Source organism: Brevibacillus ginsengisoli, assembly GCF_050113715.1.
Taxonomy (GTDB): Bacteria; Bacillota; Bacilli; order Brevibacillales; family Brevibacillaceae; genus Brevibacillus_H; species Brevibacillus_H ginsengisoli.
Map to the genome: position 1 here is coordinate 330,255 of NZ_JBNJQR010000002.1, position 14,796 is coordinate 345,050.

Genomic DNA, 14,796 nt, shown 5'->3' on the forward strand with positions numbered 1-14,796 from the left:
AACGTGAAAATTACCCGATTGGATCATTTTGTTCTGACTGTAGCTGATATAGACGCTACTTGCCGTTTTTATTGCGAATTGCTGGGGATGGAAATCATTACGTTTGGAAGCGGAAGAAGAGCCTTGCACTTTGGTGAGCAGAAGATTAATTTACACGAGAAAGGGAAAGAATTCGAACCCAAAGCCAATCAACCTACACCAGGATCAGCTGATCTCTGCTTCATCACCGAAACACCGTTGTTGGAAGTCATCGAGCAAATTACGGAATACGGTATCCCCATTGAAGAAGGGCCTGTGAAGCGTACGGGTGCTTTGGGCCCAATTGAATCCGTGTATTTGCGTGATCTGGATCAGAATTTGATTGAGATTTCGAATTATTTATAAAGGACGCTTGAAGGATCAACCAGGAATAGCTGCATCTTTTCAGACCGAATAGAGAACAGATTTCAAAAGAACCGAGGGTGCCGAATTGCTGGCACCCTTTTTTGAATACAGAAGCTTCTACTCAGGATCAACGGCTTATTACCTCGGGGAACGGTTTAAATCCCAAGTAGAGGATGAATACTAACGTGAGCTCCTCCATCATGAAGAATTTATTCTTGACAATGTAATACTGTTGAGATAAATTAAATTTACTAAATTTAATTGTGCACAATTAAATGGTTAACTGAGAATACTCTAGGGGGTATGTTAAGGAAGATGAACAGAGAGGATTCTCTTAAGCTGGACAACCAACTTTGCTTTTCAATTTATGCCTGCTCCAGAGAAATTACCAGCTTGTATCGTCCGTTTCTGGATCAATTGGGCATTACCTATCCACAATACCTTGTTCTTCTGATTCTATGGGAAGCCGAGGAGTGCACGGTAAAAGAGCTTGGTGAACGTCTGTATCTTGACTCTGGGACACTTACGCCTATGCTTAAGCGAATGGAAGCCGCCAATTTAATCAAACGTCAGCGTTCACAGATGGATGAACGCAAAGTATTGGTTCAGCTTACAGACAAAGGGAAGGAAATGAAACAAGAGGCGTATTGCATCCCAGAGGCTATTTTTGAACAAGTGGGAGTTTCACAAGATGAATTTGTGATGCTGTTAGCTAAGTTCAAGCAGATGTTACATACCATCCACCAAGCGAATCAACGAGCTTAAGTAAAATACACACCATGAGAGGAAGTAAGATTGATGACTCAAACTGAGACAAGCATGACAATTGAAGACGCAATGCGCACCCGTCACTCCGTACGCAAATATGAAAAGGGAGTAACCATTCCAGAGGCAGAATTGAATCAGATGATTGAATTGGCTGCAACTGCTCCATCCTCTTGGAATCTGCAGCATTGGCGTTTTCTCGTTGTAACAGAACAAGCCAATAAGGATCAACTTCTTCCGATTGCTTACAACCAACAACAGGTTTCTGACGCGTCCGCCGTCATCGTGATACTTGGTGACCTTGAAGCAAACAAATCCTTTGAAGAAGTGTACCGTCCAGCATTGGAAGCGGGGCAGATTCCACAACAAGCGTACGATACACTTAATCAAAATGTACAAGCAGTTTATCAGGGGGACCAGCAAACAGCACGTGATGAAGCCAACCGTAACGCGGCATTTGCGGCTATGCAGTTAATGTTAGCAGCCAAAGCCAAGGGATATGACACTTGCCCGATCGGTGGTTTTGACCGTACCAAACTTATCGCGGAATTGAACATTCCTGCTCGATTTACTCCAGTCATGATGATGACACTTGGAAAAGCAGCGGCTCCCGCGCACGCAACAGGGCGCTTTCCAATTGACAAAATGATCATTCAAGAGAAGTTTTAATAACCAAGAAACGGTCTGAATCAGCAGGCCGTTTTTCTTGTTTTTGCTTACTATCTGATCAACGAAAGAATGTATTCCTTCACATCAATGATACGCCTAGGCGGTGGAGGAACAGACCCATTGGTTGTTATGATAAACGGTAAAGTCGAGTCACTCGCATCAAGTGAGCCGTGATTTCCCCCATGAAGGTGATTGGGAGCGCCATCTCCTGTAAATTCATAACCTGGTTTTGTCGTGACAATCAGATATCGTCCTTTATGGGAGGAGAAGGCAGTTTGCAATCTTTTTAATCCATCTGGATAATTGGTTGAGAACAAACGTTTGTCATCTGGGCGTGTCTGGAGATCTAGCACTGATAAATCGCCTCTAATATCCCACGATTGATCAAAAACATCACGTTTTTCATGTCCGCTTCTGTAGCTTAAATCACGGTTATCTTTTCGGACTTTGATCCATTCATGATCTTGCCAAGCGATCAGATCAATCCGAGAATCGGTTTTCAAACGATCCACAAGTGATGGAATCGATACCCGATCGGACAAAGCGTAGACATAACACATGCGTCCATTTATCGCAATCGCCATATCGTCAACGGATGCTTGTTTCTTTCCTGTTCGGTACAATCGATATCCTGAAAATGTTTTTTCCAAATCAATCAAATCATTTTTACTGCTGCCCGTCGCAGTCACGCCACTATCTCCCATCACGATGAAAACATGGGAATCGAGTGCGCGATCCCAACTGCCAAAAGAGCCCAAAATCTGTTGCAGCTGGCCATCTAGTTCTTTGATTCCGCTCTGGGAAGCGGGACCGGCTTTATGTAAATCGCTATCCAAATCAGGAAAATAAGCGAGCGTTACATCCGGTAGACGATTTTCTTTTAATAAGGCTACCAGACTTTTGGCTGTGTACTCGTTGTTTACTCCTAACGATTGGAAGGGGCTTGTTGGCAGCGGATTATCAGTTACTCTAGCAACGGAACCCAGCGCGAACACGTCTGAACCATGGACTTTTACAGCATAAGTACCTTTCGTACCAAAAAAATGCTCGCCAGGTCCCCGGAAAATCAGGCCATTAATGGAACCGCTGGTATAACCATTCACCCGTAAGTCCTCATGCAATGTACTCGTCTGCTTGGACAGGTGCACTTGATTCAGATTGTAGAAACTATCCTTAAACCATTGAACGACACCAGGCTTCCAAATCACCCTCGCCCCGTCACCGTAATTCACCATTCGACGTTCCAATGGATGAAACCAGACTAACCCCGGTATATGATGAACATCAGCATAGGCGCCCGTAAGAAGAGAGCTATCTATCGTGACGGACATAGTAGGAAAAGAACTAATCATTTCACGTTGATACACACCTCTCTTCATCAGGTAAGAGAGAGCGGGAACTTCATTTTTATTGATCAGTGTGTCAACTGAATTCGCAAGTAATGAGTCCACTAAAAGAATGACTACTTTACGCTTGGCATGAGTTTCTTTCACCTGAAAAGTGTTGTTTTGCCAATGCGAATAGCCAGACTGAACCCAAATCAAGCAAGCTAGCAGGACAAGACAACATGTAGTGAGCAGTAATTTGCCAGGATAAGTTCGCATGTTTCCGAAAGCCCCTCTGAATTTTTACATAGTGTTCCCAGGATTACCTCGACTAACCACTTTTCTGTTGCGGGTTCTTTCCAGAAGCGGGTAATCGCGTTAAGATGGTAAAGAATGGAGGGGATTCGCTTCCATTGTGCTTCAGGATAAACAGGCAGAAATGATTTCTGGGAAGCAAGAAATTGTAAAGCGTTTTGATCTTTATTTACCTATCACCAAACGCAAAAAACTTTATTTTGCAGAATTGACCAGTCTATCTGATTCGTTCGATCCTACTAATCTGGAGTTTACGAATTCATCGTGCTCTGCAAATAAAGAAGATTCAAGCAAATGCGGGAATTTCCGCAAAGCAACTGTCGCAGACTGCGATCCGCTTTATGATCTGAAAGAACAAATTGAAGAGTTCGAGCTAGGCAAAACCGCTCGCGAAAGCTTTCGACAAACGCTTCGATCCGGAACCGGCAATGCATATTTTTTTGAAGAAGCGGGAGAAGTTCTAGCCAGTGCTTCTACAACTGCAGAGAATTCTTTTTCGGCAATGGTAGTTGGTGTCTGTACGCATCCCAAAGCAAGAAGAAGGGGCCTTGCTACTCAATGCGTAAGGCAACTATGCGATGAACTATTAAATGAAGGGAAGTTACTCTGTTTGTTATACGATAACCCTGCGGCTGGATCCATTTATCGTAGAATCGGGTTTCAAGAAATCGGTTTGTGGTGCATGAACTACATTGGATAAACCGTCCTTTGATCAGGGTCTTTTAACCCTATTTAACAACTGCCCGGGCAAAATGCACATGTTCAAAAGCGGTATAACCATCTGTTCGGTTCTTAAAGTATCGTTCTTGGATATCAGCGGGGGACAGGTTCTCTTCAAGACGTAGTCCGACGATGGCTAGCTCAGCAGCAAGATTAGTCGGATCCAAACCAGTGATCATGGGTTCACCAGACATCTGTACCGCATTTTGCATCCTTTTAACCCGAATCGCTGTTCGTTCTGGAATAAAAGCGTGAGCATCCAAGTAATCAAAAATGATAGAGCTTCCTGAGGGGACAAAATTCGCTATTGAACGCAACGTATCCAATACCACATCACGGTGGAGATAATATGTAACCCCCAACCAACTAAAGAAGCTAGGTAAACTTGGATCGAAGGAAGACTGTTCGAGAGCGGAGATAAGGCTTTGTTGATTGAAATCCACTGGGACGAAATGAAGGTTCTGGGGAAGTTGCCAGCCTAAATCTTCTAGACGACGACGTTTCAATTCCTGAGTTGCGGGATGATCGACTTCAAACACTTGGAGTCTTGAGCATAATTCTGGCTCGCGAAACGCAAATGTATCCAAGCCAGCGCCAAGGATTACATATTGCTGTACACCTTGATCCACTAGAGCTTCAAGAGAATCTTCCGTATAGCGGGCGCGGCTCACTGTAATCGGTGTACTTTGAACCCTCATCACAACCGCTAAAGCCGATTGCTCGTCAGGACAATGATCAACTTCTTCGGGAGCAAAGAACGGAAGCGCTCTAGCCAGATTTTTACCCAAGTTCATGAATTCTTCCTCTGTCAGCATCTGAGAAGCCAGGTAGTCGTCAAAAATTATCGGAGAAACATTCCGGGCGTGGTAGGCACGCCCAAAGGCAGAAATTAAGGCAGTAATACTCGCTTTATTCTTGTACATGCTACAACCTCCTTAGGGAATGAACAGTGGACTCTCTTGCCACTTACTAGTTATAACACACGATCAAGGAAGATGAAAATACATAAATAAATAATCATACCATAAAAATAATTATTTGTCAATGTGAATTCAAGCGCATTCTTCTTCACTTTTTATAAAATGATGGAATTGTGAATGGGAGGGAGATCAATTGAAAGCAATACTTGTAACGGAATTAGGCGGACCAGAGGTTTTGAAGTTGACGGATGTCGATTTACCAACGATGAAGACTGATCAGGTGTTCATACGAGTGGAGAAAACAAGTGTAAACTTTGCCGATATTAAATCACGGGGTGGAAAAAAGGGCGGGAAGCTCCCGTTCATACCAGGCTTAGACGTAACCGGTGTTATTGAACGTGTGGGCACCGATGTTCGACATCTGAAGATGGGCCAGCGGGTCATTGCTTTTCCCGCAAGCGGGTCCTACGCGGAATATGCGGTTGCAAACGAAAATCTAACCTTCCCAATTCCAGATTGCATGGATTGGGATACCGCGGCAGCGTGCCCAATTGTATCCTTTACAGCCTATAAACTTCTTGCGGACATTGCCAGAATGGAACAAGGAGAAACAGTTTTGATCCATGCAGCGGCTGGTGGAGTCGGAACAACCGCGATCCAGCTAGCCAAATGGTTAGGAGCGGGTATGGTGATCGGGACAGTGGGAAGTGAGAGTAAAGTGAAAATTGCACGAGAGGCAGGGGCAGACCACGTCATCTCTCATGAACAAAAGGATTTTGCGGAAAAGGTCCTTGAATTGACGAATGGTCAGGGAGCTAATGTTATTCTGGATTCCATCGCCGGCAAAGTAGCCGAAAAAAGCATGGATTGTCTAGCTCCATACGGACGTCTGGTCAACTTCGGGAATTCAAGTGGAGAGGTAGGGCATTTTAAAACAATCGATCTACATGCGAGCTGCCGTTCTGTATTAGGATTTAGTTTTGGCACGACTCGGAGCCAACGTCCGAATCTGTTGCAAAATACCGCAGACAAGGTGTTGCCTTTAATCGCGGAAGGCAAACTCCAGATCAAGATTGGCAAGCGTTTTCGCCTGGAAGAAGCAGCTCAAGCACATGAATGGTTGGAAAGCAGACAAAGCATCGGTAAGATCTTGTTGGACGTGAAGTAAAACCTCTCCCTTACTCAAACAACTACCTAATTTTACCCTGTAAAGAATGGTTTGGTTTCCGTAAAATGGTAAAACCCTATTCTTCATTTGTTACCCGATAAGAGCGATTATCGGGCTTTTTTCTGTGCAAATGCTTTTATTCATCATGCTCTGGCCACAATTAAAATACGTAAATTACCCGATACACAATCATTCAACGATTATCTAAACTAAGGTTCGTGCCTGAATCAAACGCATAGTTTAATCACTTTTATAATTAACTGGAATATAACTAATCATGTAATATCCTGACGTCTATCAAAGAATCACTCAGATCATGTTAAAATTTGGAGGGTAAAATGAGCAGTGAGGAGTACCAAATTCTTTACAATAGTGTCAAAGCGTTAGCAAAGGGCGAGGAATACCGGGCTCATCAATTGTTAAAAAACATAATTAAGCGAGAAATCAATATTAAGGAAGACGCTAATGATATTTTGATATATTTATTTGCAAAATCACTGATGAAACGTATCGATACAGGGATGACCAAAAAAATCAATTTATACCTACAAAGCTTTGAAATCCCCCAAATACATCTATTTAATTTGTTGGCAAACAGCATGCCTATCATTCGCGCAGCTAGTCAAATTTCAAATCAATTGCTCGCTCAATCGATTGAGGGGAAAGAATCGATTGCTTTGTGCAATATTGGGATCGGAACTGGTCGCCAGGAAATAGCTTTGTTGGAAGAATTACAGCAGCGTAATCAACTTCCTAAGAAAATCACAATATACGCAATAGAGCCTTCTAAAGAAAGCATAGAGAAAGCGCAACAGGTAATAGAAGATGCTGCAAGGCGTATGAACATCGAAGTAATCTTTTATCCTTTTGTATCTACTATAGAGGATTTACCTGAGGAAAATTGGCAGGTAATTGCACAAAGGGAAGACCCATTATTTGTTAACGCGGCATTTGCCCTACACCATATTCGTGACAGAGTCGGGGAGGTAGACACTAGAACGCAAATGATTCGGAAAATCCACAGTTTAAGTCCTAACAAATTCGTCTTATGTGAACCGTATTCGAATCACTATACTTCCGATTTGCATGAGCGATTCCTTAACTGTTGGCATCATTTCTCACTGTTATTCCAATTAATCAACGAGTTAAGTTTGACGAAGGAAGAAAAGTTCAGCCTAAAATTGTTTTTTTCTCGAGAAATAGAAGACATACTCGGAAATCCTGAAGAGTTTCGAACGGAAAAACACGAAACTGCAGAATCATGGCTACAACGCTGCACCGAAGCGGGGTTTACACCATGCAATGAATTATCTTCTAGAGACGTGTTTCATGATCATTTGGTGGAATGCAGTGAGAAGAGTGGGTATATCGGATTAAACTATAAAGGAGAAACAATAGTAGCAATCCTCAGTATGGCTCGATAAGACTTCTTATCGGGCTTTTATTTTTGCAAATGGATTTTATTGTATAATAACCTATTGTTGGAATCTATTCGTTACATTATTCTAAATATATTGATTGAATACCAAAGGAATACCAAGATGATATCGAAGTTGATCAAACTATTTCAACGAGATAACAAAACAGAAGAAAAGACGAACAAAAAAGTGATCCGTAAAGAATTACAAAACAAAAAGTCCATTAGAAAAGGGGAGTTAGGTGAATACAAAGTTAACATTCAATTAGACCAAATGCCTAAAGAATATAGACATCTCACGGTATCGTTTCTCTAGTTTCATTTACGAGGCGTTGCACATTTAGCGTGGATCCTGAACTTCGTAAGATTGGTTCTAATAACTTAATCGTATATGATGTGGAACTAACGGAGTTCATACATAGAAAAATCAATAGAATCAAAGAGACGACACAACAACCACGATTTACACAGGAGCAAATCGATCAGATTTACAACACTTTAACCCGAGAGAATATTATCGACCCAATTGCTCGAAAAAATCATGTTGAACGAATACAAGGAACGAATAAAAGTCGAAGACAGAAGTAGAAAGGATTGTGTATTCATGGATATTAATGTTGTTTTTGAACAGTTTCCTACAATAGAATTTGAAAATCTAGTCCTGAAAAAAATTGAAGGTACACACCTCGATGAAGTATTTGACATTTATAATAATGATAACGTGTTCACCTATTGTGGAATCATCCCCAAACATAATAAAGAGACTGTCAAATCAATGATTGGCCATTTTGAGAGGGATTATAATAAAAAATCAAGGATTAAATGGGGGATATTTAGCAAGATCGGAGACGATAAACTGGTTGGTATTATTGAAGCGCTTGATTTTAATCAAAAAGTAGACATAGTGACAATCGGTTACTTTTTGGCAGAATCGTATTGGGGAAAAGGGATTGCGACAAGCGCGGTCAAAGCATTAATTGGATTTCTGTTTGACCATGTCAACGTGAACCGAATTCAAGCTGAAGTAATGCCTTCAAACGAAGTATCCAAGAAGGTCCTGCTAAACAACGGGTTTATAAAAGAAGGCACATTAAGACAAGCAACTTTATGGTCAGGCAAAGGAATTGTTGATTTAGAGATTTATAGTATTCTAAAAAGTGAATATAAATAAGAGGTAAAGTATGAAGTTAAGGGGATCGATAGTTGAATACTATAAGACAAAGCAGCGGCAGTCTAGGACTTTTTTGCTTTTCCTAGTCAGCCGCTGTTTTTTACACTATTTTCTGTCCAATGCGAGTTTAAGTCCAATTAATCATGTTTTGGTTAACATGGGAAGAGACGCTTAATCTCACGGAAGGCATCCTTCTCCATTATCACTTTACCGTAGGTTTCGACCATTTCAACCGTCACATCGATCTGTTGGGCATAGTCTTCGATAATAGCGCAAGCATTAAGATAATCTTCCATTGAAGTAAACTCCGTTCCCGTTACAAGCAGTGTATATGTTCCGTTGTATACATAAAGCTTGCCCACTTGCTGCAGACGTTCGGGCAGTTTCGCGGCGCACAATGTGAGGTCTTCAAAGTCTCGGAAGGCAAAGGAAAGGCCTGTTCGGATCAAATGACTTTCCCGTCTGATCTCTGTCGTTTCTTTTTCTTCCGTTAATTTGATCGTTATATAGAGACCCTGTGAGGGCACGTAAGCAACATCTGTACGGGATGGCATGTCCAATGCTGGGAAGTCATGAGTAGACTCTGCAAAAAGTAACGCCTCATCCACAAAATGGTTAATCATTGTTAGATTGGATTCGTGGTTATGAATATCAAACCCTCGAGTGGAAAGCTCCGCCTCACTGATATAAATCGTAATCGTCTGATTATCGACAATCTCCATCTTCACTGCCAATCCCTCCTTTAATGTGACTGCTACCCCTAGGATAAATTGATAACTGGATAGGGGTAGCATTTAAATATACGCTTTTTCAGCTTCTTAGACAATAGGAGGTTAAAGGAAGGTTCATTCGGGAAGATAAATGTTAATACTGTCGTCACAAGTTATGATCCCTTCACGTTCAACAGAGCAGACGATGCCTCGAAGTTTTCTCGCTGCAGGTACGAATTTTTTGACCAATTCTGGTTGCTCGTAAATAGATGAAATAACGTTTCCCGGACCTACACACGGGAGATTTTCACCTTCTGATATCAAACCAGTGCCGTTTGGAAAAAGCAATCGTGCCCCTTGGCTAAGAGAGGTCAATTGCGGAAATCCACTGATCAAGAGATTCGCACCGAGCCATTCAGGGCGGATTTCAGGAAGTCCTAAGTTGGCAGCAATCTGTTCACATTCCTCTAGTGAGACGATACTGATTTGCCTTCTATTGGCGATCATGATGCCACGTTTATATATTTTTTGACGTGAATCCGCGGGTCTAAGCAATCCAAAATGACGATCATCAGGGATTCCACCTAATTCAACATCAATTTGACCTAAGGGACGGGTAACAAACGTTTCCGGATCGTCCGCAATAAAAACACCCTTTACCTGGGCGACAAATTTACTCATCAAGTTTCCCTCCTTTTACCCAAAGAATAAATACTTCAGACAATTCAAATAATATAAGAAAGGAACTGAAGTAGCAACCATCTGTTTACATTAACAAAATCGTTTGTTGATCAAAAGAAATCTTCTAAAAACTATCGACTCTTTCAATTCTTTATGCTAACATATTACCAAGTTACCAGTTTACCACTTTAATAAGATAAACTATGTTGTTCGGGGAGGACCATCATGAAAAGATTCGCGGGATTCATTCTATTAATTGGTATTATTCTATCGATGTTGACTGCATGTGGAAGCTCTACGACAAGTTCTTCAAGCAAAGACTTAATCATAGGGATCGATGATAAGTTTGCTCCGATGGGATTTAGAGACGAGAAGAACGAACTTGTTGGATTTGATATTGACTACGCCAAAGTGGCAGCCGAAAAAATGGGAAGAAAAGCAGTATTTCAACCGATTGATTGGAGTACAAAAGAATCGGAATTGAACAGTGGTCGCATTGACTTGATTTGGAACGGCTATACGATTACCGATGAAAGAAAACAAAAAGTACTCTTTACCAAGCCTTATCTAAAAAATGAACAAGTTGTAGTGACGTTGGCCAATTCTACTATGAACCAAATGAGCGATCTGGAAGGTAAAGTGGTTGGTCTGCAATCGCTGTCTTCCGCAGCTGACGCGTTGAACGCGAATGAAATCAAATCCAAAATCAAAAACATTACGGAATACAAGGACAACGTATTGGCTTTAAGTGATTTGAAAATTGGACGTATCGATGCGGTAGTGATTGACCAAGTTGTTGCGGATTACTATATGAATAAAGAGAAAAATGTCTATAAGGTCCTTGATGGTTCCCTTGCGCCAGAAGAATACGGAATTGGTGTGAAGAAGGGGAATGAAGCTTTATTGAATGACCTACAAAAAGCGCTCGACGAGATTAACAAAGATGGAACAGCCACTAAAATCTCAGAAAAATGGTTTGGCCAAGATAAAATCTTAAAGTAAGAACGAATCCGATTTCATAATGGGAGTATGTATATGAACGCTGACTATCTAATAACTATTCTTAAACCTATGCTAGAAGGGGCACAGATGACGGTTTTATTATTTTTCATTGCGATCGTCGTCTCGATTCCTTTGGGGTTTGCTGTCACATTAATCGTCAAACGTAAAAATAAATGGCTCGCAGCGATTGCGAATGCTTATATTTACGTGATGCGGGGAACTCCGCTCTTATTGCAGCTGTTAGTGATTTGTTTTGGTCTTCCAATGATACCGGTCATCGGGGAACACCTTGTTCTTGATCGTTTTGTTGCCGCTTGTCTAGGGTTTATCCTGAACTATGCTGCTTATTTTGCAGAGATTTTTAGGGGAGGACTCCTGGCAATTGACAAGGGACAATATGAGGCCGCACAAGTGCTAGGCTTTAATAAATGGCAAACGACGACCAAAATTATCGTACCGCAGATGTTTCGAATCGCGCTTCCTGCTGTTTCGAATGAAGCGGTTACGCTTGTGAAGGATACTGCGCTTTTATATGCGGTTGCCGTCCCAGAGTTATTGCACTATGCGGAGACAGCCGTGAATCGCGACTTTACGATCGTTCCATTTTTCGTTGCGGGTGCGATTTACTTATTGATGACGCTCATCTTAACCGCGTTTTTTAAATGGCTTGAAAGACGATATAAATTTGAATAAAGGGAATGGCGTACAATGGCAATGATTACGGTTTCTAATCTGAAAAAGTCTTTTGGTAATTTAAACGTACTGGATCATATTGCGTTTGAAGTGAATAAAAACGATGTTGTTGCTGTAATTGGTCCATCAGGTTCGGGTAAGAGTACCATGCTCAGAAGTTTAGTCAACCTCGAACAAATCGACGGGGGAAGCATACGCATCAAAGACGATTACCTGGTAAAAGACGGTGTGTATCCAAGCGGTAATGAAATTAAGCGGATTACTTCCAATATGGGAATGGTTTTTCAGCACTTTAATCTTTTTCCGCATTTAACTGTAAAAGAAAATCTTGAGCTGGCTCCAAGAGTAGTAAAAGGAGAAAAGACAGAGGAGATTAGTAGTAGGAGTCTTCAACTGTTGGAGAAGGTAGGTTTATCAGATAAAGCATCCGTTTACCCAGCCAAGCTATCGGGTGGTCAAAAGCAACGGGTTGCCATTGCAAGAGCCTTAATGATGAACCCTGATATCCTTCTTTTTGATGAACCAACTTCAGCGCTCGATCCGGAGTTAACAGGAGAAGTGTTGCAAGTGATCAAGCAGCTTGCTGAAGAACATATGACCATGATGGTTGTTACCCACGAGATGGGCTTCGCCAAAGAGGTAGCCAACAAAATCATGTTTATGGACAACGGCGAGATACTAGAATCAGGTACACCTGAAGAACTTTTTACAAAGCCTCAATTCGATCGAACCAAGTCATTTTTAAGAAACAGTCTCAAATAATTGAGGCACAAGCTCATAGAGAAAGCCCCTTCCATCGTGTGAAGGGGCTGATTTGTTTTTTTCGGACTACCCGGCAATATTGTTGTCCTTTCTAGACCTTGCTAGTAGAACAAGAATCGCTAAGACACCAAGACAAACGACCGAACTCATCATGTTGTTAGGATCCGTAAGAATGATCACCAGAATCGTAAACAGAATGGCAAGTGTCACATAAATGCTATAAGGATACAGTCGTACTTGGAACGGAGGCAGCTGATTATGGGTTTTGCGAAACTTCAATTGAGCCAAACAGATAGTGATCCACAAGAGAAGAGATACAAACCCCGGGATGCCCATGAGGTATTGAAAAACATTGGCTGGAGTAAGGTATGCTGCCAGCGCTCCAATAAATAAGCAGATGCAACTTATGAATAAACCAAAGATCGGGACTCCTTGATTCGTTAGTCTGGTAAAAGCCTTAGGCGCTTGACCATCAGTTCCAAGTGAATAGAGCAGACGGGTCGTGACGTACATACCTGAATTCGCTGCCGAAACGACCGCAGTTAGCATGATGAAGTTCATGACATGAGCAGCGTTGGCTAGACCGAAAGAAGTAAGAACCTGAATAAAAGGGCTGTTCGTGTGACCCAACTCGTCCCACGGAACTAAACCACAGATAATGAGGATCGGAAGAATGTAAAACAGCGCAACTCTCCATATCACGCTTCTGATCACTTTGGGTAGAACTCGTGTGGCATCTTTTGTTTCCGCGATGGTAATCCCGATCATTTCTGCCCCTCCATAGGAGAAGAGCACAACCAGAAGAGATGTGAAGACACCGCCCCAGCCGTGCGGCAAAAATCCGCCATGCGCCGTGAAATTAACAAAAGATGAAGCTGTTCCTGATGAAGGTTCGAACAAAAGATATCCGCCTAACAGGATAAACACAATCAGGCTAAGTACTTTAATTCCCGCAAGCCAAAATTCCATTTCTCCGTAGTTTTTCACGTTGGTTACATTGATCAAAATCAAACCGATACCAACCAAAAGGCTGAGGATCCACAATGGTGTGGAGGAGAACCAGAATTGCAAAAAGGCACCCGCAGCAACAATTTCAACAGCCATTACCAACACCCAATTGACCCAATACATCCAACCGAGAATAAAAGAAACCTTAGGGCCAAAAGCCTTTTGAATCAGCTTGCGGATATCAAGCGATGGGTAAACAGATGCCATCTCGGCCAGCGCATTCATCACCATGAACAGCAAAAGCCCACCCAACAAGTAAGCGAAAACAACCCCCGGGCCCGCAAGAGAAATTGTCTCTGAGCTTCCTTTAAAAATCCCTGTTCCAATCATGCCGCCAATTGCCATCATTTGAATATGGCGTGGTAGCAAACCTGTTTTCAATTGCTGTTTCGACATTTTTTATTCCCCTTTACTTTGCTACCTAAAAGCATAACAGCATTAGTGCAAAAAAGTAAGTGTACTTAAAAATGTTTAAATATAGGGATAATTCATTAAAATCAAACGATATCTTGAATATGAACCTCCTTTTCAAACTCATACATTATCACCAAGTCATAAGGGAATAAATGAAGTAAGAATTAACATTTGATATAACACCAAAGGGTGTTATAATTTGTTGTGTCACCTTTTGGTGTACTATTTTTTTCTGGAGGCTTAAATATGCAAACACATGGAACATTACCAGAAATCCGTAAAACGGTTGTACTCAATGCTCCGATTGAAAGAGTTTGGAAAGCAGTCGCAACATCAGAAGGAATTGCTTCATGGTGGATGCCAAATACTTTTGAAGCTAAACTGGGGCACGATTTTATACTTCATACAGGTCAATTCGGAGATTCGCCTTGCAAAGTAACGGAACTTGATCCTCCAAACCAAGTTGGTTTTGATTGGGGGAAGGATTGGCATCTTGTATTTGAATTGAAAAAGTTAGAAGATGGAAAAACAGAGTTCACGCTGATTCATTCCGGTTGGGATCCAGAAAAAGTCACAGAGTTTGGACAACCTCACTCGATCATTCGCGGCATTATGGACGGCGGATGGGAGAAAATTGTCAAAGAGAAGCTTCCAGCAATTATCGAGGCTTAA

General features: G+C 41.8%; 16 protein-coding genes. 11 read left to right on the plus strand and 5 right to left on the minus strand.

The window, feature by feature from the left end; translation table 11 throughout:
* The first annotated feature begins 3 nt into the window (after window positions 1–3).
* The 3 genes from ACQCN2_RS05165 (at window position 4) to ACQCN2_RS05175 (ending at window position 1,818) form a co-directional block, all read left to right on the plus strand.
* Window positions 4–384 (plus strand): VOC family protein, encoded by a 381-nt coding sequence (locus ACQCN2_RS05165; protein WP_426927827.1) that lies wholly within the window; start codon window positions 4–6, stop codon window positions 382–384.
* Window positions 385–699: 315 nt separating this feature from the next.
* Window positions 700–1,149 carry a MarR family winged helix-turn-helix transcriptional regulator gene (locus tag ACQCN2_RS05170; RefSeq protein ID WP_426927828.1) on the plus strand — a complete coding sequence of 150 codons (450 nt, stop codon included), beginning with the start codon at window positions 700–702 and terminating at the stop codon, window positions 1,147–1,149.
* Between the two features lie 33 nt (window positions 1,150–1,182).
* Window positions 1,183–1,818: a nitroreductase family protein gene (locus ACQCN2_RS05175; protein ID WP_426927829.1), complete on the plus strand. Its 636-nt coding sequence runs from the start codon at window positions 1,183–1,185 to the stop codon at window positions 1,816–1,818.
* Window positions 1,819–1,868: 50 nt separating this feature from the next.
* On the opposite strand, the gene ACQCN2_RS05180 is transcribed toward ACQCN2_RS05175, so the two are convergent.
* Window positions 1,869–3,422, minus strand: a complete 1,554-nt coding sequence (locus ACQCN2_RS05180; RefSeq protein ID WP_426927830.1) for an alkaline phosphatase family protein — start codon at window positions 3,420–3,422, stop codon at window positions 1,869–1,871.
* Between the two features lie 136 nt (window positions 3,423–3,558).
* Between ACQCN2_RS05180 and ACQCN2_RS05185 the strand changes: the two genes are divergently transcribed.
* Window positions 3,559–4,158, plus strand: a complete 600-nt coding sequence (locus ACQCN2_RS05185) for a GNAT family N-acetyltransferase (protein ID WP_426927831.1) — start codon at window positions 3,559–3,561, stop codon at window positions 4,156–4,158.
* A 28-nt stretch (window positions 4,159–4,186) separates the two neighbouring features.
* Here the strand turns inward: ACQCN2_RS05185 and ACQCN2_RS05190 are convergent, their stop codons facing one another.
* Window positions 4,187–5,101, minus strand: a complete 915-nt coding sequence (locus ACQCN2_RS05190) for a class I SAM-dependent methyltransferase (RefSeq protein WP_426927832.1) — start codon at window positions 5,099–5,101, stop codon at window positions 4,187–4,189.
* A 190-nt stretch (window positions 5,102–5,291) separates the two neighbouring features.
* Between ACQCN2_RS05190 and ACQCN2_RS05195 the strand changes: the two genes are divergently transcribed.
* The 3 genes from ACQCN2_RS05195 to ACQCN2_RS05205 all read left to right on the plus strand — a co-directional run bounded on the left by ACQCN2_RS05195 (window position 5,292) and on the right by ACQCN2_RS05205 (window position 8,854).
* Window positions 5,292–6,266, plus strand: a complete 975-nt coding sequence (locus ACQCN2_RS05195; RefSeq protein WP_426927833.1) for a quinone oxidoreductase family protein — start codon at window positions 5,292–5,294, stop codon at window positions 6,264–6,266.
* 338 nt (window positions 6,267–6,604) lie between these two features.
* Entirely contained in the window at window positions 6,605–7,690 is a 1,086-nt protein-coding gene (locus ACQCN2_RS05200) for a GRAS family protein (RefSeq protein WP_426927834.1), read from the plus strand.
* Window positions 7,691–8,287: 597 nt separating this feature from the next.
* Window positions 8,288–8,854 (plus strand): GNAT family N-acetyltransferase, encoded by a 567-nt coding sequence (locus ACQCN2_RS05205; protein WP_426927835.1) that lies wholly within the window; start codon window positions 8,288–8,290, stop codon window positions 8,852–8,854.
* Window positions 8,855–9,006: 152 nt separating this feature from the next.
* Here ACQCN2_RS05205 and ACQCN2_RS05210 read toward each other — a convergent pair whose 3' ends face one another.
* Both ACQCN2_RS05210 and ACQCN2_RS05215 read right to left on the minus strand, forming a co-directional pair.
* Window positions 9,007–9,576, minus strand: a complete 570-nt coding sequence (locus tag ACQCN2_RS05210) for an adaptor protein MecA (RefSeq protein WP_426928174.1) — start codon at window positions 9,574–9,576, stop codon at window positions 9,007–9,009.
* Between the two features lie 123 nt (window positions 9,577–9,699).
* Window positions 9,700–10,248 carry an MOSC domain-containing protein gene (locus ACQCN2_RS05215; RefSeq protein ID WP_426927836.1) on the minus strand — a complete coding sequence of 183 codons (549 nt, stop codon included), beginning with the start codon at window positions 10,246–10,248 and terminating at the stop codon, window positions 9,700–9,702.
* A 222-nt stretch (window positions 10,249–10,470) separates the two neighbouring features.
* On the opposite strand from ACQCN2_RS05215, the gene ACQCN2_RS05220 reads away from it, so the two are divergent.
* Genes ACQCN2_RS05220 through ACQCN2_RS05230 form a run of 3 tightly spaced genes read left to right on the plus strand, consistent with a single transcriptional unit; the run spans window position 10,471 to window position 12,702 of the window.
* Window positions 10,471–11,247: an amino acid ABC transporter substrate-binding protein gene (locus tag ACQCN2_RS05220; protein ID WP_426927837.1), complete on the plus strand. Its 777-nt coding sequence runs from the start codon at window positions 10,471–10,473 to the stop codon at window positions 11,245–11,247.
* 33 nt (window positions 11,248–11,280) lie between these two features.
* Window positions 11,281–11,940 carry an amino acid ABC transporter permease gene (locus tag ACQCN2_RS05225; RefSeq protein WP_426927838.1) on the plus strand — a complete coding sequence of 220 codons (660 nt, stop codon included), beginning with the start codon at window positions 11,281–11,283 and terminating at the stop codon, window positions 11,938–11,940.
* Window positions 11,941–11,955: 15 nt separating this feature from the next.
* Window positions 11,956–12,702: an amino acid ABC transporter ATP-binding protein gene (locus tag ACQCN2_RS05230; protein WP_426927839.1), complete on the plus strand. Its 747-nt coding sequence runs from the start codon at window positions 11,956–11,958 to the stop codon at window positions 12,700–12,702.
* Window positions 12,703–12,768: 66 nt separating this feature from the next.
* On the opposite strand, the gene ACQCN2_RS05235 is transcribed toward ACQCN2_RS05230, so the two are convergent.
* Entirely contained in the window at window positions 12,769–14,106 is a 1,338-nt protein-coding gene (locus ACQCN2_RS05235) for an amino acid permease (protein ID WP_426927840.1), read from the minus strand.
* Window positions 14,107–14,370: 264 nt separating this feature from the next.
* Between ACQCN2_RS05235 and ACQCN2_RS05240 the strand changes: the two genes are divergently transcribed.
* The gene (locus ACQCN2_RS05240; RefSeq protein WP_426928175.1) at window positions 14,371–14,796 is read left to right on the plus strand and encodes an SRPBCC family protein; all 426 of its coding nucleotides are present in this window, start codon (window positions 14,371–14,373) and stop codon (window positions 14,794–14,796) included.